Here is a 20,677-nt window from a genome sequence, read left to right as displayed (position 1 = left end):
ATTGGACAGAAGTGGTCGTGATGTGATTTCAAAAACACTAGCTCAATATGAAAAATATTTTATTGGTAGGAGGCACAGGACTGCAAGGTCAATTGACGCAACAACTCCTGCAAGAACGACAAACTTCAGCGAAGCTTTTTATCAGCAGTAGGAAAGTGGGGTCAACGACAATACTAATCGATGTTGACCAACCACAGACCTTTCAAAACATACTGACGGCTCAAATTGACTTGGTTGTTATGTGTACGGTTGATCCTAAAAACGAATTAATGCAATTTTGTATCGAACGGGGTTTGGATTATTTAGACATTACAAAGACCAGTATGGCTATTGCAACAGCCCATAAACTGGCGCTATCCCAACAATTAAGAAGCAACATTGTCTTGGCATCGAGTTGGATGGGGAGTGCGGTTCCGGGATTGATTCAAGATGTGATGGAATGGCGTGATATAGAAGGGGTGGAATTGCTGATTTACTATTCTATGCGCGATAAAGCCGGTGCGAGTGCGGCGGATTTTATGGCGGAAAATGCAGCGAAGAAATTTCCAATTTACCGCAACGGTAAAGAGTATGATGTCAGGCATTTTGAAGGGCGTAAAAAACACCAGTTTGCTTTTTCCTCCTCTGTTTTTAATTTATATCATTTTGACGCACCCGACAATTATGTATTTCATCACATTGAAGGCATACCCAATGTTTCAACCGCGATAACCTACGGAGATAACCTATCAGGACATTTACTAAGTCTGATGCAAAAATGGCATGTATTTGATATACTGCCCATTTCGTTACGTAAAAAACTGTTCTATGCCAACGGCACAGGAGATAAAACCGCTTTTGACATACAGCTAACATCTAAAAAAGGGGAAGTAATGAAAATCGGTTTAATAAACGAACAAGGACAGGCGAATTTAACGGCTTTTTCTACGGTGATGCACATCGAAAAACTCCTTTCGGACGGGGAGTTATTGCCTGGTGTTTATTTCGGACATCAGCTGTATTCGAAGGGTGCTTTTAGTACCGCTTTAAGTCAAAATGTGAACATAAATATTAGCATTGCTTAACATGAAAAAAATTTTAATAATAGATGGACATCCGAATGAAAACAGTTTGTGTTTTGCATTGGGTGAAGCCTATAGGAGTGGTGCGCTCGACAGTGGTGTTACGGTCAAGAAATTGCGAATAGCGGATCTCGATTTTAATCCCAATTTGCGTTATGGATACCAACAGCGTACCGAGCTCGAGCCGGACTTGCTTGAGGCCTTTGACTTGTTGCAGTGGGCTGATCATTGGGTGTGGGTACATCCGGTTTGGTGGAACGGTATACCGGCATTGATGAAGGGCTTTATCGATCGGCTTTTTCTTCCGGGTTTCACCTACGAGCCTATTATTGGTTCGCTCCGAGTTAAACCGTTAATGAAAGGGAAAACCGCACACATCATCGCGAGCTTAGACCAGCCCAGCTGGTATTATCGACTGTTTTCTAAAGCGCCAAGTGAGTATCAAATGAAAGAAAGCCTAAAATTGTGTGGTGTCAAACCGATTAGAATGACCTATATCGGTATTGTAAAAGATGCTACGGTTAAACAACGTGAAAAATGGTTGGATAAAGTCAGGCATTTGGGTCAGAAACAACTATAATTTCGAATTTTAAATATCAAAAAAGCCTGTCTCATAGAGACAGGCTTTTTAATAACCTACAACCCCGTTAGGGCTGAAAGGATTACAAAACCCCGTAGGGGTGACATGATTGTTAGGCCTATACGCCCATGCGCAAAACAAACCCCGTAGGGGTGAAATCATTATAGAACCCCGTAGGGGTGACATGATTGTTAGGCCTATACGCCCATGCGCAAAACAAACCCCGTAGGGGTGAAAGAATTATGGAACCCCGTAGGGGTGACATGATTGTTAGGCCTATACGCCCATGCGCAAAACAAACCCCGTAGGGGTGAAATAATTATGGAACCCCGTAGGGGTGACATGATTGTTAGGCCTATACGCCCATGCGCAAAACAAACCCCGTAGGGGTGAAATCATTATAGAACCCCGTAGGGGTGAAATGATTATATACGCCTATGGGCTTAAAAAGTATAGGTTTTAGCAGTGACCTTATTGCCGAAAATTTCAATTGCCTTGGTATCTGGTGCTGCATAGCTAGCTTTGGCAGCAATAGACGGATTAGATGGATAAGTTCCGTTGTTATAAACCAATTCCTTCCATTCATTACCCGATTGTACAGACAAGACGTTCCATCCATTTTTCTCGCTAGGTTCGACAAATAGCGGAGGACGAGTTACCGTAAATTTGGTAATCAAGTTTAAATCCTCACTGAGTAATAAAACCGTACATCCGCCAGAACCACAGAAATAAGGAGAATTTAAATACACAAAAACCTCTTTTTTACCATCCTTGTTCAGATCGATTGTATACATTTGAAAGTGGCGCTCTTCGGCGCTAATTGCTTTTAAATCTTCGGCTTTTAAAAAGCTGTTGTTTAGATAATCTGTAATCTTGGCGGCTAATCCGTCATCAACGGTTTGCTCTTGAAATTCGCTGTTTACAGCGGGCTTACCAGCATCTTCAGTCGTCACTACCGTTTCAGTAGATTCTGGAGTTGCACTACTTTCATCTTTGTTTTGTTTACAAGAAGCTACAGCAAAAAGTAAAGCCAAACTCAATAGGGAGATTTTAATATTTTTCATAGTTTATTTTCTTTAGTATAGTCAATATCTATGCCGTTTTAGCGTGTTTATTAGCACAGTGCTTCAAATATCTATACTAATTTTATGATCGTTTCCAATTAACGAACAACTGCTGATAATTACGGTTTAAATTGATGGTATAGCTAACTTTGGTTCTCGGATCATCAAGCACAATACATATAAGATATGGCAAGTAAACAAGGCTAATCCCGTTAAAAACAACAGATCTGCGGGGATTAAATTGGTGATGGCGGATATAAAGAAAGTCACTATCAATTGAAGGGAACCCAACAAGGCAGATGCGGAGCCGCTGTTTTCATTAAACGGTTCCAAGGCTAGTTTTGTAGTGGTTGGGAATAAAATTCCCATACTGAGTTCCAAAAAGAACAACAAAACCAAAATCGGCTCAATGGGTTGTTTGTAAACGCACAACAATAAGAAAATGATACTGAGACCCAATGCTGCGAATACTGTTCCTTTTATGACTTGACGTACGGACCACCAACGCGACAAAACTGAATTAGAAAACCAGGCACCGAAAATTAAACCGATGGCGTTTATAGCAAAGATATAACTAAAGGCATTGGATGACAGTTTTCCGTATTCCATAATTAAATAGGGTGCGTTGGCTAAGTAAATCATCAATATACTATAGGTTAAACTACCGATGAGCGTATACTTTAAAAAGGTTTTTACCCGCAGTATTTTTTTAAACTCTCCGAGTAGATTTACGGGTTTTGAGGCTGACTTAATTCGGGTTTCTGGCAGGAAAAACACCACGGTTAACAAACAGATGATACCCAATATCAGTAGGGTAACAAAAGTGGATTGCCACTCAAAATGGGAGATCAGAAAATTTCCTGCAATCGGACCGATGATCGGTGCCACTCCGGATATGATAGCCAGTAGCGAGAAAATCTGCATCGTATTGCTCGCGTCAAAATATTCATTGACCACAGCTCGTGCAATAACTACTCCGGCACAACCGGCGAAAGCTTGGAAAAAGCGTGCCACCCAAAATTGCTCAATACTATTGGAGTAAATACAGGCTGCTGTTGCTGCAATAAATAACAGCAGTGATAGGATGGTTGGCCATTTTCGTCCATAGCGATCCGAAAGGATTCCCCAAAATAATTGTCCGACAGCAAAACCGGCTAAAAACGTAGATATGGAGAACTGCACGGATTTTAAATCCGTCTGATAATAATTGGCCATCTTTAAAAAGCCCGGTAAATACAAATCAATGCTAAAGGGTTCTAAAGCAGATAACAGTGCTAGAATTAGCACGACAACGAGTTGATTTTTCTTTAATTGTCCCATATTCTTTTTTTTGAGGATACAAAGGTAGTTTCAAATCAACGGCTTAAACTTATATAAAAAGGAGCTATCCTTGCACTTTCTTCACCTGTTCTCTAAAGTCTAATGGGGTTACTAAGGTCAGTTTCTTAAAAAAACGGTTAAAATACGTCACATCTGAGAAACCCAATATATGTGAAATGTCTTGGATATTATCGGTACTATAACCCACAAGGCGTTTGGCTTCAAGCAGCAAGCGGTCTTGTAGCTGTTGTTTAAGACTTTTGCCGACGGAACGCAATAAAATTTCATTCATGCGCTTGACGGACAACGCCACTTTATCGGCATAAAATTCATTTTTTCGCTCACTGATATAATGCAGTTCAACCAATTCAAGCAGTTTGTGAATACGCGCGTCTATGGTCACATGTCGTTGTTGTAATACCGGTAAATCCTGTAAGTGAAGGATTAATAATTCCAAGTATTTCTCCAAAACATTAGCGCGTTGTTGATCGTGAAACTCCTGTTCTATCAATAGCGATAAATGCTCAAATAAAGGTCGCATGCTAGCGGTGACTTCAAACTTTAAAGGAGCATTTTCAGTAAAACCTTGCTGTTTGGCCTCTTGAAATAAAATGCGGTGAAAATAATCTTTATCAATGGCAAGGTAGTAACCCGATACCGCAGTGGGGTCAAAATAATGTACTTGTCCGGGATAGATAATCCATATTTGTTGTGCCTCGAGCGGATAGGCGATAAAGTCAATTTCTTGTTGTTGATCGCTAACTTCTATAAACCAAAAAATCTGATAAAAATCAAATTGATAATGCTGACTAAAGTCGAACAAATCAAAATTGTCCTCAATTCGAAAAAACTCAATCGGAATATTTTTGTCCAGTTGCTGTACTTGAACGACTTGCTTTTTTGATTTCATCCATAGTGGTGTTTAAAGTTGAGTGGATTGAAGTGGGGGTAGTTGCAAATCAAAAGTATTAAAAATATAGGTAGTAAGTGTAGTGGATTTATTCAAATAGGGAAGTCTGATAAAAAAAATCGAATTTTTTTTTGGGGAATAAATTTATTATCGCAATATTGCGATATATAAATGCGGCTATGGGAATTACGAAATCAGAAATGTATACAAACGAGCAAAATCAACTGGCAGCGCTATTTAAGGTGTTGGGGCATCCGGCGCGAATTGCGATTTTGCAATACATCATCGATCAAAAGACTTGTATTTGCAATGATTTGGTCGAAGAGTTGGGATTGGCGCAAGCAACGATTTCGCAACATCTCAAAGAACTAAAAAGCAGTGGTATCATTCAAGGCAGCATTGAGGGAAAATCGATTTGTTACTGTATTGCCCCAGTGGTTTGGAAGGAATTTCAATCGGATTTCAATCGATTTTTTAATCAGGATATCAACGACAACAGCTGCTGTTAGCATAATAGCCTTTTTTTATATTTCAACATCGCAATATTGCGATGTTAAATAAAAATCGGCGAAATAATTATAAAACAAAACCTATAAAACAAATTATGATGTATTTATCAGAAATTAAAAAGGTCTTGCCTACTTTGGAAAATGTGGCATTTCAATTGGAAAATGGAAACTTTGTACCCGAGCACTTTCACGTCACTGAGGTGGGGCAAATCACCAAAACTTTTATTGATTGTGGGGGTGTGGTTAGGCATGAAAAGACGGTTAACTTTCAATTGTGGAATGCGGACGATTTTGAGCACCGCTTAAAACCGGCGAAACTGTTGCACATTATTAGCCTATCCGAAGAAAAGCTCGGTATGCAAGATGCGGTGATTGAGGTCGAATACCAAAGTGAGACGATTGGAAAATATGATTTGGAGTTTAATGGAACGCATTTTATCCTAAAAAATAAAACTACAGCTTGTTTGGCTGCAGATGCCTGTGGGATTCCCGCTGCTAAGCAACCGATGAAATTAACCGATTTGTCGAGTAGTACAGCAAATTCTTGTGATCCTAACTCGGGCTGTTGTTAATATATAGGTTTTTATGTACCCCACTTTAGTCGATTTTATAGGGGGAACTGCAAGCGAATTCGGTTGTTTCAGTTCAACCTAAGAAAACCTTGCAACCCTTGATTGATACGATAGCGCTGAATCAGTATGATGTTGCGGGTATCAACCTGCATTTTATCTGTACCCACAATTCGCGTCGAAGTATTTTGGCGCAGATTTGGGCACAGTTAGCCTGGCATTGTTTTGGGGTTGTCAAGGTTATTTGTTATTCTGGAGTTACGGAATAAATTAGCATAGCATCGACAATCGATAAAGGTGTTGGCGATTTGCAAGTTTCTTAACCCCTTGTTATTTGAAGCCCTGATCAATTTGTTATCAAAATGCGATATATCGCACATCTTCGAGGAACTTTTTTATTCTTGTGTTGGTTTTTTTATTATTCTATATTATTTTAAGGTTAATGTGGTTTTAATACTGCTGTTTTGGATATTTTATATACAAAAAAATGTGTATTTTTGTATAAATATGTTTTTAGTGTATTTTTTATAAAATTAATACTTAAATTTGTACCATCTCAAAACTAGCTGTCAAAGTATTATTTGACGCTAAATTTTATAATTGTTTTTTTATGATTTTTCAGCAATTATAGTGATTCTTTAAAAATATAATGAATGAGTTTATTCAAAATTAATTCAAGTTTACTCAACCACTCAACGATTTCAAAACTCCACAAGAGAAGCTTCGGTATTTTGTTTTTTGGAACTTTTCTAATTGTATTTGAAATTTTCATTCTCTATAAATATAGCGATATTTCGCTATTGTTATTAAATGGAGCCTTAGCTCTGGTTTCGTTAAAATTATTGGATAAAGGTAAGTGGAGTACTATAAATTACTGGTATTTACTTGTACCTTTTACAATATTTATATTATACGTTTTTGCCATATTAAATTTTCCTTCTACGATATTTTGTTATATATATTTGGGTTTAATTTTTGGATATGGCGTTTGGAATTTGATTGCATCATCTAGGTTTGATAATTATATTTTTAGAGTTTGGCTGAATTTGGGGGCTATCTTTCAGATTCTAATTGCCGTTGTCATTTTATCTTTCCGCTTAAATGAATACAATCTCTTTATTACTGAATTCGATCCGCGATTTGTCGTTTCGTTTTTCTTGGTGATGACTGCCGTTCTCAACTTGTTTTTTTATGGCTTTTTATTACATCATCGCTCGCTTTTAAATGAAATGAATACCGAAAATTTATGCAGAGAAACTGTGGATATCAATATTTTGGAAACGGATATCGATGTTCAACGGATTAATACATTTTTCGCGGAGTCCAAAGAATATTTAGATCCCAACTTTAGTTTTGACGATTTTGCTACGGCTTTAAAACAGTCCAAAAAAGATTTGTCAGAAATCTTAAACCACAAGTTGGGTGTAAATTTTTACACCATACTCGGAGAAAAACGCATAGCTGTTGCCAAGCGACTTATCGATGAAAATTATGATAAATTCACCATCGACTTTGTAATGCAGGAATCTGGATTTTATTCAAAATCGGCCTTCAATCGCAACTTTAAAAAATTCATAGGCATGACTCCCTCTGAATATCGAAATTCAGTTAAGTAATCCCCACCACTTATACACGAATCCACTTACACAAAAATCACAGTTTAACCAGTTTGTTTGTCCTTGTATGATCTCCAATCTCTGGTCTTTATGAGTGTTATTTCTTTTTCTATTTCATTTATAACAACAGGAATTATTATTTGTTTTTTTTAGTGCTAGAAATACTAGGCATTTAAAGATAGATATAATTAGTCTAATTGGTTGATTTATAAGGATTTTGTAAGGTGCTTTTAAATTATTTAAGTGTTCCAAATAATTTGACATGCCTTATAAAAATACGTATTCGGACTAGATAATTTTATGAAGCACTTGTCGTTTTTTTTTTATTCAATTTTACCTAGCATTTTGATTTATAGTTCAGATGCTTACTAGTATTCACCGTTTTCCTGTACAAGGAAATAGTAATCACTTGTATTAGTCTGACATAACTTTTGTTGTGCTGAGCATTTATCAAACTTTAAAACGAAGCTAAGGAGCCAAGCGTACAAATGCGTTTGCTATAAATGAAAGAAAAGCGATGAAAATTAATATAAAAAAGAAAAGAAAACAGCTGGTCTTGTTTTTTTTATGGTTGGTTATGTTTTTGGTATTTGTAGTGTTTTGCTATCGAGGTATAATCAAAGAGCCGGAAAAGAAAACATATCTGCAGGAACCCTCTCTGGAAAAATGCGCCCATATAAAAATTAAATGCTCGAAGCGGATTCGAAAAGATTTTCTTTTGAAAGAATAAGTTTGTGTGATTGTTTTATTTGCGATTTTAAAATAGTTAGTCATAATTTAATTTCACAGAATCTTAATGGCGCAAATAAAAGTAGAGTCCAAAGAAGGTAAGCATGTAGATAGTATTGCTGTAGAAGTTTGACTTTTTTGTCTATAACGTTATGATGCAGTAATGCAAGCCTTTCAGATCCGTTAAACTAGCGTTTTGAAAACGGTATTAGTCGGTAATGAATGGCAGAACAATGCAGGCTGTCTATTGCAGTTTGGCAGTCTGTGTTGTTTATGATGCACTTTAGAAAAATGTTTTTAATGCTTTTTCTACTTGTTAACATCAATAGTTAATACGCGTGATTTCGTGAAACACGACAATAATTAGCTATAATAAGTCTAAATAAGAATTAAAAAATGAAAACGATTATACAGATTCTATGTTTTTTTATACTTGGTATAGCAAGTTTAAATGCGCAGGAGCAAGCTCGAGAATTTCATGGTACTGTTTATAATGCAGCTTCTAAAACACCCTTAGCAGATGTAATAATAACACATGGCGAAAGCGGAGCCGTATACTTGACCAATGAAGCTGGTTTTTATAGGCTTATTGCCCGTGAAGGTGATCGTTTACTGTTTAGTCATCAAGGGTTTGAGAATATGGAAATCGTATTAAAAAAGCAAGGATTGGTGATGTACATGATTCCAAGTACTGATTTTATGGATGAAATTGTAATTCGTAAAAACAACAATATCAACGATATTGATATGAGAAAACTGACAGGTACTATAACGACTTTGGACTTAACAGCTTTAAGCCAGCGGACAGAAATGGACATGGGACGCTTATTACAAGGCCAGATTCCGGGGCTTACAGTTCGCTTTAGTGGAGAACTAGGGACTAAACCCGAAATAAGGATTCGCGGAAACCAATCTTTTTCGTACAAGCAAGACGCTAATGAACCCATGTTTATTTTAGATGGAATGGTCATCTCATCAGAGAATTTTTTGACACTGAATCCCGCTGATTATAAAGAAATAAAAGTTTTAAAGGATGCTGCCGCTTCTGCTCTTTATGGTATAAAGGCGGCTAATGGCGTTATTGAAATAACCTCAAAAAGGGGCTTTGAGGGTAAACCAATCGTTAATTTTAGTTTAAAGCAAGGTGTCACATTACGCGGAGAGCGTGGTACACAGCTGATGCAAAGTGCAGAAAAATTGGAATTGGAACGGCGTATAAAAAATCCGATCACACCTGGTTACCGATATTCGGAAGAATTTATAAGAAAGGAAAATCCCCAAGCTCACAATTTGGACGATTTGGTCCTTAAAGGGCGTAATACTCTTGACTCGTTGCGTTTGATCAATACCGATTGGTTTAAGGAAATCATTCAACCCAATTTGTTTAATTCTTATAATCTAAGCATCCGGGGTGGGAGTGAAAAAAGCAGCTATTTTTATGGTTTGAACTACGCCAATCAAGGCGGGAGAGTACCGGGTAATGATATTAATAGGTTATCAGCTCGAGCAAATCTGGATTATATATTATCTCCTACACTTACTATATCACTCAATAATGCGGTGGGTTTATCTACTATTTACAGTCAAAATGACCCGTCATTTGATCCTACGGCTTTGGTGTTTAATTTAAATCCTTATGAACAAAAAAATACTTTAGGGAATCATAAAGGGACAACATTATATTCTTATCCCGATCGAACGTATGAAGATCTAATCAATCAATTCTTTAGTAAGCGAACTACGAAGAGACTGAGTAGTTCTGCAATTCTGCGCTGGCAATTAGCCAAAGAGCTTGAGTTATCGGCAGTCGTTGGTGCTGATTATACTTTAGATCAACGTACAAATCGTATACCCCCAAGGGCTTTTTCTCAAAGGCAATACAAAAGTTATGAAAGTGGTGAATTGCAACAAGATAAGGGCGTAAATTATGAATTCACCTCCAATATTCGGGCTAATTATCAAAAACAATGGAATGATCATGATATCTATTTGGGGGTTAATGTTGATTATTATGTAAACAATAAAGAGCTCATTGGTATCAAGGGATATGGGATTCCAGAAGGAGTCCATACAGCCGCAGGGATTAATCAATCATTGACTGGCGAGCGGAAAGTGAAGTCGTATAGTTATACGTTAAAAGAAGCTCAAATGGGAATAGGTGCAGCTATGGGATATTCTTTTCAAAATACCTACGATATATACAGTAGTGTAAAACAAGATGCATCATCTTTATTGCCCGCGAATAAAAGATGGAATACCGCTTGGTCTGGGGGGCTAGGATGGGCCATAAGCGAATATGGCTTTTTAAATGCTAGTTCTATTATAGACATATTAAAAATTAGGTATTCATTGGGTTATATAGCTAGCATGGCTGAAATCAACAGCTCAGATATCCATCAGACCTTTGCATATAATCAAGCCGTATATGGAGATGGGCGTTTGTTAGACTTAGTAAAACTACCTAATCCAAATCTTAAACCCCAACAAACGATCTCTAGTAATTTGGGTTTTGAAATGGGATTATTTCACCGCATTAGTTTACAGATGAGTTTTTATACAAATACGACAAAACAAGCCCTATTAGACCTTCCCATCGCGCCTAGTAACGGTTTTTCTATGCTTAAAACCAATATTGGTGAACTGGAAAACAAAGGAATTGAATTTCAGTTAACAGGTGATTTTATCCGGTATAAAAATTTTAGGTGGAATGCTGCATTATCTTTTTCGACCAACAAAAACAAAGTCTTAAAATTGTATAATACCAATCAGATTTTTCTGACTGATGAAAGTTTGATGCCAGAATATGAAGTTGGACAACCTTTGGGCGTACTATATGGTTTACATGATTTAGGGATTTATTCTCTTGACGGTATGCCTCGTTTTTTAGGAGCAGACGGTCGCGAAATCACTTATAAAGACAAACTTAAAAGAGCGGATATTCGAAGTTTAGGTTATACGATACCTCCATATAATGGTTTTTTTAATCATGTTTTTAGTTGGAGAGATTTTAGTTTGTCCATGGATGTAAGTTACAGTTTTGGGGGTGTACTTTCCTATAGCAACGTGTATGTCAGGGATGCTGATAATAGTAATAAGAACGCTGTAAAAGGTCAGTTGGAAGAGATGTGGTTTGCTCCAGGAGATGAAAATAAACGCTATGCCGCACCGAATATAGATTCTAGTTTTTATGTGTTCAGTCAATACGCTAGTACGAAAACTACATTTAAGTCAGACTTTATCAAGCTGAATATGCTTCAACTGAGTTATGGTTTTTCCCCAAAATCACAGTCCGGTCTAGCCAATTATTTTAAGACAATAAATTGTAATATACAAGCGGAGAATCTTTATACCTATCGTATTGAAAGCGATAAAGGAGATTTGCATGGGGTTTTACAACCGGTAATATCATTGGGTATAAATGCCTCATTTTAAGGGGGTAATTAAAGTGGAGACAAAAGCTTTAGCCTATGTTGATCAAAGCAACAGTTAACAATATAAAAAGTATTTAAAATGAATAGAACTAAATTTCTAAGCGCATGGATTAAAAATACCTGTATAGTTGTACTGCTGTATCTACTTGGCTCGTGTTCATTAGAGATTTCCGAGGCAGACCAGATATCGGGATCGGAGGCCATAGGTTCGTTGGTGATAGCGGAAGATGTTTTGCGTCAGGCTTATGCAGATTTTCCTGCGGATAAAATGGAATTGACCATCTTATCAGAAGACTTAGTGCCGAGTTATTTGATTGCATATGACATAAATCTGCGACGCAATTATAATTGGGATAGCGAAAATATCCGAAATTTTTCAACAAATTATTGGGAGTCCTATTATAAATCCTTGGCATCGATTAATGCTTTATTGGCGTCAGAATCTGTGTTGCTTGCGAAAACCGCCGACAGATCGAAATGGTCGGAAATAAAAGGCAGTGCCCTAGGTTTAAAAGGCTTGATCTATTTTGAACTCTTACAACTCTATAGTGATAGAAATGAAAGTAACCCTATGGGAATCCTACCCCAATACAGTGTCTCCGTTGAAAATAACAGTAGACTGTCTTATTCGGAAAGCATCACCACCATTGCCCTACTTTTTAAGGAAGCGAGGTTACTTTTAGAAAAAGTAGAAGATGCAAAAATAGCATATATGTCTCTACAGGCAATAGCGTTATTGGAAGCACGATTAGATTTGTTTGCTAAAAATTACGATGGTGCAATTGATAAGGCGGAAAAGGCCTTGTTTCTAAATCGGTTAGAAATCAGTGATTATGCCGATTTATGGCATAATAAAGCATCTTCCTTAATCAAAGGAGAAGTGATTTTAGTTTTTGACCATCAAAAACCACCATTCAATTATCTCGATAGAAGTGGTACAGATGGAGATTTCTTTTACCTGCCTTCTTCCCTTATTTTTGAGGAAGCAGACATTCGATTTGAAAAGAGCTACTTTAATTTTGAGATGAAACACAACGGAAAAGAGAGTGTTTCAAGAAAATTATTGGGAAAATATCGAAATAAACTCATCGGAAATCCAGCAGCACCAATAGTTCAATTAAGGTATGCTGAATATTATTTTATTGCAGCCGAATGTTATTTTAAAAAGCAACAAGATGTCGAGGCTATTGCGGTTTTAAATCGCTTATTACAAGCGAGAAATGCGAGCCCACTGCCATCGTCTCTCCACGGACAGGAGTTGTATCTGCGCATACAGTTAGAAAAACAAAAGGAATTTATTGGAGAATCCCTCAACTACCTTGATTTAAAGCGATGGAATAAAAACATCCGCAGATTTAAAGTAGAGGATGAGAATTCATGGGACGAAATAGATTCGGATAATTTCCGCTGGACATTGCCTTTGCCTCGCCAAGAAATTCTTCAAAATATTCAAGCAATTCAAAATAAGGGATGGTAAAATAATAATAATAAAATGTATATAATAATAAACACCGCAATTATATGAAGTCAAATTTTACAAAAAGACACTTGTCTTTCTTAGCGTTTTTAAGCCTGATCGTTTTTTCGTGTGCAAAAGACGATAATGTCAATGCTCAATATATTGGAGAAAATAAAATCAGCCTCTCGGCTATAAGTTCATCGACCTTAATTGATAACGATCAGAATGAATTACTGATTGATCTAATCTTGGTCAAATCAGAAGATCAACCTATATCTCTGGAATTTGCTTTGGTTGATCATTTGGTTAATCAAACAGAGATTATCTACCTGGAGCATGCCAAAATCACTTTAGAGGCGGGTACAAAAACGGCTCAATTGAAAATTAAATCCCACAATTTACATTTGCTTAAAGAGAACACTTCTATGGGAATCGTTTTAACGCATAGTAGTTTGGAGGGACTAAAATTGGATAAACCCTTTCGATTTAACGTCAAACCCGCTGCGACAATGGAATCGCTGACTGCAGAGCAATTAGCATTATTGGATCATTATAAAACACAAGGATTGGATTTATATCCCCTTATGGGAGCTATAGAAGTAACTACAAGGGTTTATTTCCCGGGTGAGGGTTCTATCGATTTTCTCACTCAAAAATATGAACGAACACTAACGGGAAAAACAATGATTAGCTTAAGCGACAAAGCAACTAAGGACAAGCCGATTTTATCGATGACTCAAAATGCTATGGGTATCGAATCATATCTCTATGAGCTATTTCGAAATCTAACTATTTTGGACACGCAATACTGGTTGAATCCCGATCCTGAAATTGCGCAACCCGCACCGCGAAACATCATTGATTTGATTCAATTAAGCGCCAATTCCAACGAAAATTTCGATCTGTTACTCGACGATATTGAAATCTCATTGAACGATAAAAAAGTCAGTTTTATAGGAGAGCTTACAAATATATTTGACGATACTTATGCAGCTGTACCTTTTAAATATTCCTATACAGCATGGGATCGTTTAAAAGTGCTTATCGATCAAGGAAATCAAATTGCTCTTGAGAATTATCAGCAAGGTGGATCTGTTTATCCTGGACATCACATCAATTCCGACGATATTTTGACTGATAATTATCAAAATTCAACATGGAAAGCCACAACGGCAAATTTAGATGCAGATCAGCTTAGATTTAGTTTTATAATGGATCATAATCACGCAGCGGGTTATATCCGATTTGATGTAACATATCGTTTTTAATGAATTTTTTATTTTGCAGTATTTCAATTCTTTTTGGACTCTGCCCCTTATATATTAATGGGCAAGTCCTTAAAGATACTATTCCCATATCAACCAATGCGATTGAAGGCCAACTTCAAAATGGTTTGCGTTATATAATACATCCAGCAACATCCCCTAATAAAAAGACAGAGTACCGCTTAGTAATGAAAGTTGGTTCGATTTGTGAAACCGACAGTCAAAAGGGATACTCTCATTTTCTAGAACACATGCTGTTTAACGGAACAGTAGATTTTCCTAATCGTTCGCTAATCGAGCAATTACAAGCAAAGGGAATGAGGTATGGCGTGGATTTTAATGCATACACATCTTATGATAAAACCGTTTACATATTGTCGATGCCAGAACAGGAGTCGATGGATTTACCACTGACGATTTTAGAAAACTGGCTTCATAAAGCGCACATAACTGAAATGGATACGGAAAAAGAAAAAAGAATAGTGATTCAAGAAATACGTGATTTCAAAAATGAAGATGTTTTTTTTGCAAGTAAGTTACAGGGGACTATGCATGCAAAACGTTTACCTATTGCTGGTGAACAAGACATTAAAAACATCACTTCAAAAGATTTACAAGGTTATTATAAACAATGGTATCGCCCAGACTTGGCTACCGTTATTGTGACGGGAGCTATTGACCCAGAGTTGTTGGAAAACAACATTATTAAAATGTTTAAACCACTAGCTCTGTCATCGACTCTAACTGTGGATATACCGAAGTTTAGACCTGACATTTCGGGGAAGATTTACGTCGATACAAACGATAAACTCCAAGAAAATATTTTGGATTTGACTTTTTTTATTCCGGTTTTACCGCGCAAAACAATGTCGGATTACAAAAACGAATTAACAGAACAACTGTTTAAAATGATCATTAATAGTAGATTGGAGTTTTATGAATCAAGTAGCGGTATCCGATACAATTATGATTATTATCTCGCAGACATATATAATAGTGGTTTTGAGATTCGGTTTAAAACTCAAGAGCAAATACTGCGTCAAATGGCTCATTTAAGTGCTGTCCTACAGGAGTTAACTAAGCAGGGAATTAGCACCGAAGAGCTCGCTTACACAAAAGCTCGGTTGATGCAGAAAATGAAATTATCGCAATTCGAGGAGGACGCTGTGTCTTTAGCGGAATCATATGTTGACCAAGCGGTTTATGGTGATCGTTATATAAATCCATCCAATAAGAAGATTTGGGCATCTGAACTTTTGGATCATACGAGTATTGATGACGTACAAAAAAAAGCAGCACGCTATTTAGAAGTTAAACCCTTGTGGTTGTTTCAGCAGCTAGTGGACTCCGATACCCTAAAACAGTCGATTATCGACTTGGAAAACGCTTATAAAAAACTCCCGGTACCGTTAAAAAAGTTTGAATTTATTGAACCATTGCAATTGGCCCAGCAAGGATGTATAGCTTTTCAAGAATTTGATTCGTTGAATGTTCCCCGTACATTCTTAGTACCAGAAGGGGGCAATGATAAAAGAGTTTATAAAAATTTAAATGTGACTACATTTCGCTTACCCAATGGTATTCAGGTAGTTTTAAAAGCGATGCCGACAGCCGATTCAACGTTGCAATTAACGCTCTTTGGCAAAGGAGGTTTGTCTACTTTTTCACCCGAACAATATCCTTATTATCAAAATATGGGGGCGTATTTGGACTGGGGAGAACTCAACGGTATGGACGAAGAAACGATTTTAGAACTGTGTGTGGCTAAGCAGTTGTCGGTATTGACCAATATAGAAACCTTTTATCACGAAATTAGCGTTAAGAGTTTTAGGGGGGGACTGACAGATATGTTGAAAATGATTTATTTAAAACTGATAGAACCTACTGTTCCTCATCGCGCTTTTAATCAATATAAAGCACAAGTCAATGCCGCTGTTGATAATTCTGATTCCCAATGGAACAACATGCCTTATTTGAAATTACAAAAAGTAATAGAGGATTATAAAGCTAAAAAACCAGCAGTAATAGAACGCAGCGAGCGGGAAATTTTAGAAGTAATGTCGATAGATACCGTTTTTGCGAAGTTTAAAAATCTATTTAAACAAACCGATGGTTTAGTAGCGGTATTAACCGGGAATTTCGATGTTAATCAGGCGACTTCCGAAATGGTATCTTACCTTGGAGCTCTTCCAACCTCTGATAAAAAGCAACAATACTATGATTTTAAGGCCAAAAGAAAGCTCGGAGTTGTACGAAAAGTTGTAAGCGGAGCCGATACGGATAGATTATATACAAATTGTCTGATTAAGGGGCGATTTAAACCCGGTCTAAAAAAGAGTATGCAACTCTATATGCTACGCGCATGGCTTGAATTAAAATTTACAGAATACTCACGAGAGCAAAAGGGAATGGTGTATTCTCCTTTTGTTGAATTGGATTTTACTATTTATCCAGATTCTTGGGTTTATTATAATTTTGTTTTTTCCTCGAGTAAAAATGATGGAAGCGACTTAGAAAAAACCGTGTTGGATCTGATAAAAAGCGTGCAAAGCAATCTGTTAAAACACAGTGAATTAGAAATGCTTAAAAACGGAATCACTTTGCAAAAAAGTCAATTCTTAAACGAAAATAACACGGACTTATGGCATGCTAAACTCATAGATTTGTATTTGAATTTCGACGGTCTATCGTCCTATGAGAACTTTGATGAATTACTATTTGAAATTACAGCAGAAGATATGCTAAAAACAGCATTAGAAGTCTTGGACACCGATAATTATGGGATTTTCCACTTAAAAAACAATAATTTAAAATAAATGCAACGACATGGTAAAGATAATTCCACTGTATTATTTGGTCTAATTTACAAACTAAATATTTATATTGTGAATTTATTATAAACACATTAATAAATCAAATTGTTTGTTTGTATTCTTTGTGTTTTGTGTTTTATGTAATTATAAAGTAATAAATTTTACTGAATTTGCATTTTAAATGTAATGAGTAAAAACTATCTTTGCACAACATTTGTAGTCGCATTTATAAACCTTAGGATCTACTATTATAAAAAGACTCTAAACTGCGATTAGGTCATGATAAAATCCAATTATCGTATAAATCTTAATAAGTAAAAGAAATCAATTCTTTTTACTAGCCTGAAAAAGTAAACATAAAAACCAGCCATGTTTCATTTAAAAGATGTTTCTTCCATAGTTATATTGTGTAATGCAATATTTTTTATTATCAATTGTTTGCTAATCTGTTTTAACAGTAGAAACAGTAGAAGCAACATTTATATCATTGTATTTTTAGGGGTATTGATGGTAAATGCCTTGTACGACTTTTTGTTTGTATTATTTAGCCCTAATTTGAAGTTTTTTATTTTAGTAGCGCCGTTCGGATTGCTCTATGGTCCTTGCGTTGCATTATATTTGAAATCTCGATTCAATTTTTTAAAAACTTTTAAAAAGAATTATTACCATTTTATCATTCCCATTATTTTTTGGATGGTTTTTATATTGTTGTCGGTAAACCCGTATTTGTACCAAAAATTCGCGCTAGTATATATAGAATTAGTCGTGGTTTTTTCAGGTATACATTTGGCATTCTATGGACTGGTTTCCTTATTTTTATTATTTCGCAATAACATCAACAACAATACCGGGCTCAAAGAAGGAATGTGCTATTTGATCTTATGTCATTTAATTTTAAGTGGTATCTTGATTGGAAGTGCCTTTAACACAAAAATAAATGTTAGCTATTATATAGATTTTAGCATTGTTATGTATTTCTTTATTTTAGTAAAGGTGCTCATTATCAAGGTGATGATTTTTAGATCCTACACGACCAGCAATCCCGACTATTTCTTACTGGCTAAAAAAACAACGAATAGCGAAGCATTACCCAAACTTAAATATGGTCGTTCTAGAATTGAAAGCGAGGTACTCAATAAGAATGCCCATCTTCTAAGTGAATTAGAACTCGGTGTGTTTTTAGATTCGAGTCTTGATCTAAAATCTTTAGCAGTAATACTCGGTATCACAACTTTCGAGTTAAGTCAGACATTTTCGCTACAACTAAACACCAGTTTTTCTAGTTATGTCAACAACAAACGGGTGGAATTTGCAACTTTAATCATGGAAACCGAAGAATATGAAAATTTAGTGGATATCGCATTCCGTTCCGGATTTAATAGTAGAGCTTCTTTTTACAGAGCCTTTAAGGAACGTTATAATCTTTCCCCAGATCAGTACCGCAAAAAAAATATAGCAGCAAGTGAATAACTAAGCCAGATTTCTAAAGTTCGAAATCCGTCACTTTGTAGGGTATTCGTTGTGGTATATATTGATTTATCAACGCTATTTATTGCCAATAGTACAGTTTATGACTCTTTTAATAGACGTATTTACAGGCAAATAAACCAACTTTTAGTTGTTAATGTTACCTTTAAATGAATTTTTAGTTCGTTAAAACCATCCAAAAAAGCCTTTATAAGGCTTTTTTTTTGTCACAAACACCATTTTCTCCAACAGTTTCTTCAAAACTGTTAGTTTTTTAAATATACTGACTAATGACTTTTGTAAATATACATACAGGTATTTTAAATCGGAAAACGCCCGCCAACTTTTAGTGCTGATTTGATCGTGTTTTCATCAAGTCAGGAGATATCAATAATTATTTTAAATCGCTTTCTTATTTTATCTAATGTAAGTGCTGGTTTTTACTGCATCTGATTGCTTTATGACTCTTTTAAAGTGTTTCAGATTTCTAGGTATTCGTTCTACATAATTATTTACAGCCCTTTTTGCACCATTTTTTTCTTCTTTTGCTTGTAACTAAAAAGTAGCATATAAGTTCGAATATTAAAAAGTGCTAATCAAAAAAGCACTGACAACCTTATGGTTATCATGTTCTTCAGTTGGTGCGATAATTTTAAGATCGAGTATCAAACACCACTTGAAAAGACTAGTTAAACCAGCTTAATGGTACAGATGTTAATATCATTTCTGTATTGAAGATACCGATAGCTAGCTAAGGTTTTCCTGAAATATGGGATAGTAGTAGAGTTTATTGATTAACGTCTTGTTGTTTTTTATACAACTGTAAATAAGATAATTATAACATATTTAAAAAAGGAAAAGAATATCATCCACAATTCGAAAGTAAAAAATTAATAACATGAAAAAAGTTTTAATTCCTGCCGCACTACTTTTTACTATTTGGGGTACATATGCTCAAGTAGGTATCGGAACAATTAAACCTAATAGTTCTGCTCAACTTGATGTCGTTTCAAGTAATAGCGGTATTTTGATTCCTCGCGTTAAACTGAAATCAACCATCGATGGTACTACTATTGAGAACGGTAATGTAAACAGTATGCTTGTATTTAACACAGCAACCGCAGAAAATTTAGTACCGGGATACTACTATTGGTATAATGATAAATGGTTAAGAGTAATCAATGCCGAAGATCTGTCAGGATTAAAGCAAGGTACCCAAAGTACCTCACTTCTGGTAGATAAGGGGAATTTACAATTGACAGACAACGAAGGTAACATCATTTCAATTTCAATTTCATCGCTTAATATAGTTACCAAATTGGTCAATAATCAAAATGGTACCTATACCTATACCAACGAAGAGGGCATTGCTGTTACTTTAGATGTGAAGGATAGTGTAATTAAAAATTTTCAGGAAATATTAAATGATGATGATGTTTTAAATGAATTGATTAGAAAATTACAAGGTTCTACTGTCAGCGGAAATTTAATTTTTAACGGAACAACTTTCAAGTATAGCGATAACGAGGGGAACTCCCAAACCTTAACTCTTGCTGAATTGGTAAAAACCCACGAAACCCTAACAACTTTAACCAAGGGGAATGCGGGTACCTATACCTATAAATCGGAAAACAACTCAGAAGTTGTGATTGATGTGGTTGGTGATGTGAGTTCAAACTTTGACAGCATTGCAAACAACCCGGCTGTTTTAGAAAAACTAAAATCGATCATCAAATCCTCTGAGGGACCGGTTACTTTTGACGGAACAGCGTTCAAGTATAGCGATAGCGAGGGGAACTCCCAAACCTTAACTCTTGCTGAATTGGTAAAAACCCACGAAACCCTAACAACTTTAACCAAGGGGAATGCGGGTACCTATACCTA

14 protein-coding genes and 1 pseudogene are annotated in these 20,677 nt (G+C 36.0%); 12 read left to right on the top strand and 3 right to left on the bottom strand.

What is annotated here, in order from left to right; all coding sequences use genetic code 11:
• The first annotated feature begins 47 nt into the window (after positions 1–47).
• Both KO524_RS11710 and KO524_RS11705 read left to right on the top strand, forming a co-directional pair.
• Complete coding sequence (locus KO524_RS11710) at positions 48–1,064, top strand: hypothetical protein (RefSeq protein ID WP_219294302.1); 1,017 nt, start codon at positions 48–50, stop codon at positions 1,062–1,064.
• A gap of 1 nt (position 1,065) precedes the next feature.
• Positions 1,066–1,641: an NAD(P)H-dependent oxidoreductase gene (locus KO524_RS11705; RefSeq protein WP_219294300.1), complete on the top strand. Its 576-nt coding sequence runs from the start codon at positions 1,066–1,068 to the stop codon at positions 1,639–1,641.
• Between the two features lie 443 nt (positions 1,642–2,084).
• Here the strand turns inward: KO524_RS11705 and KO524_RS11700 are convergent, their stop codons facing one another.
• From KO524_RS11700 to KO524_RS11690, 3 genes are all read right to left on the bottom strand, one after another.
• A complete protein-coding gene (locus KO524_RS11700) occupies positions 2,085–2,705 on the bottom strand; it encodes a hypothetical protein (protein ID WP_219294298.1) in 621 nt (206 codons plus the stop codon).
• A 126-nt stretch (positions 2,706–2,831) separates the two neighbouring features.
• The gene (locus tag KO524_RS11695; protein WP_219294295.1) at positions 2,832–4,025 is read right to left on the bottom strand and encodes a multidrug effflux MFS transporter; all 1,194 of its coding nucleotides are present in this window, start codon (positions 4,023–4,025) and stop codon (positions 2,832–2,834) included.
• Positions 4,026–4,089: 64 nt separating this feature from the next.
• Positions 4,090–4,935, bottom strand: coding sequence for an AraC family transcriptional regulator (locus KO524_RS11690; RefSeq protein WP_219294293.1), 846 nt, complete (start codon positions 4,933–4,935; stop codon positions 4,090–4,092).
• Positions 4,936–5,114: 179 nt separating this feature from the next.
• Between KO524_RS11690 and KO524_RS11685 the strand changes: the two genes are divergently transcribed.
• From KO524_RS11685 to KO524_RS11640, 10 genes and pseudogenes are all read left to right on the top strand, one after another.
• Positions 5,115–5,444: a helix-turn-helix transcriptional regulator gene (locus KO524_RS11685; protein ID WP_219294290.1), complete on the top strand. Its 330-nt coding sequence runs from the start codon at positions 5,115–5,117 to the stop codon at positions 5,442–5,444.
• A 98-nt stretch (positions 5,445–5,542) separates the two neighbouring features.
• The gene (locus tag KO524_RS11680; RefSeq protein ID WP_219294391.1) at positions 5,543–6,016 is read left to right on the top strand and encodes a DUF6428 family protein; all 474 of its coding nucleotides are present in this window, start codon (positions 5,543–5,545) and stop codon (positions 6,014–6,016) included.
• Between the two features lie 98 nt (positions 6,017–6,114).
• A complete protein-coding gene (locus KO524_RS11675; protein ID WP_219294288.1) occupies positions 6,115–6,282 on the top strand; it encodes a hypothetical protein in 168 nt (55 codons plus the stop codon).
• Between the two features lie 384 nt (positions 6,283–6,666).
• Positions 6,667–7,629 (top strand): helix-turn-helix domain-containing protein, encoded by a 963-nt coding sequence (locus KO524_RS11670; protein ID WP_219294286.1) that lies wholly within the window; start codon positions 6,667–6,669, stop codon positions 7,627–7,629.
• Positions 7,630–8,754: 1,125 nt separating this feature from the next.
• Complete coding sequence (locus KO524_RS11665) at positions 8,755–11,790, top strand: SusC/RagA family TonB-linked outer membrane protein (protein WP_219294284.1); 3,036 nt, start codon at positions 8,755–8,757, stop codon at positions 11,788–11,790.
• A gap of 78 nt (positions 11,791–11,868) precedes the next feature.
• Positions 11,869–13,266: a RagB/SusD family nutrient uptake outer membrane protein gene (locus tag KO524_RS11660; RefSeq protein WP_219294282.1), complete on the top strand. Its 1,398-nt coding sequence runs from the start codon at positions 11,869–11,871 to the stop codon at positions 13,264–13,266.
• A 44-nt stretch (positions 13,267–13,310) separates the two neighbouring features.
• Positions 13,311–14,516 (top strand): DUF4929 family protein, encoded by a 1,206-nt coding sequence (locus KO524_RS11655; RefSeq protein ID WP_219294280.1) that lies wholly within the window; start codon positions 13,311–13,313, stop codon positions 14,514–14,516.
• The gene (locus KO524_RS11650; protein WP_219294278.1) at positions 14,516–17,329 is read left to right on the top strand and encodes a M16 family metallopeptidase; all 2,814 of its coding nucleotides are present in this window, start codon (positions 14,516–14,518) and stop codon (positions 17,327–17,329) included. The genes KO524_RS11655 and KO524_RS11650 overlap by 1 nt, the downstream gene beginning before the upstream one ends.
• Before the next feature lie 366 nt (positions 17,330–17,695).
• Entirely contained in the window at positions 17,696–18,796 is a 1,101-nt protein-coding gene (locus KO524_RS11645; RefSeq protein ID WP_219294276.1) for an AraC family transcriptional regulator, read from the top strand.
• Between the two features lie 895 nt (positions 18,797–19,691).
• Positions 19,692–20,677 (top strand): annotated as a pseudogene (locus KO524_RS11640) (hypothetical protein); the annotation flags it as partial.

It is taken from the genome of Flavobacterium sp. NKUCC04_CG (assembly GCF_019345525.1).
Classification (GTDB): Bacteria; Bacteroidota; Bacteroidia; order Flavobacteriales; family Flavobacteriaceae; genus Flavobacterium.
The sequence above is the reverse complement of the archived record's forward strand: the minus strand, read 5'-3'. Positions and strand labels throughout refer to the sequence as shown.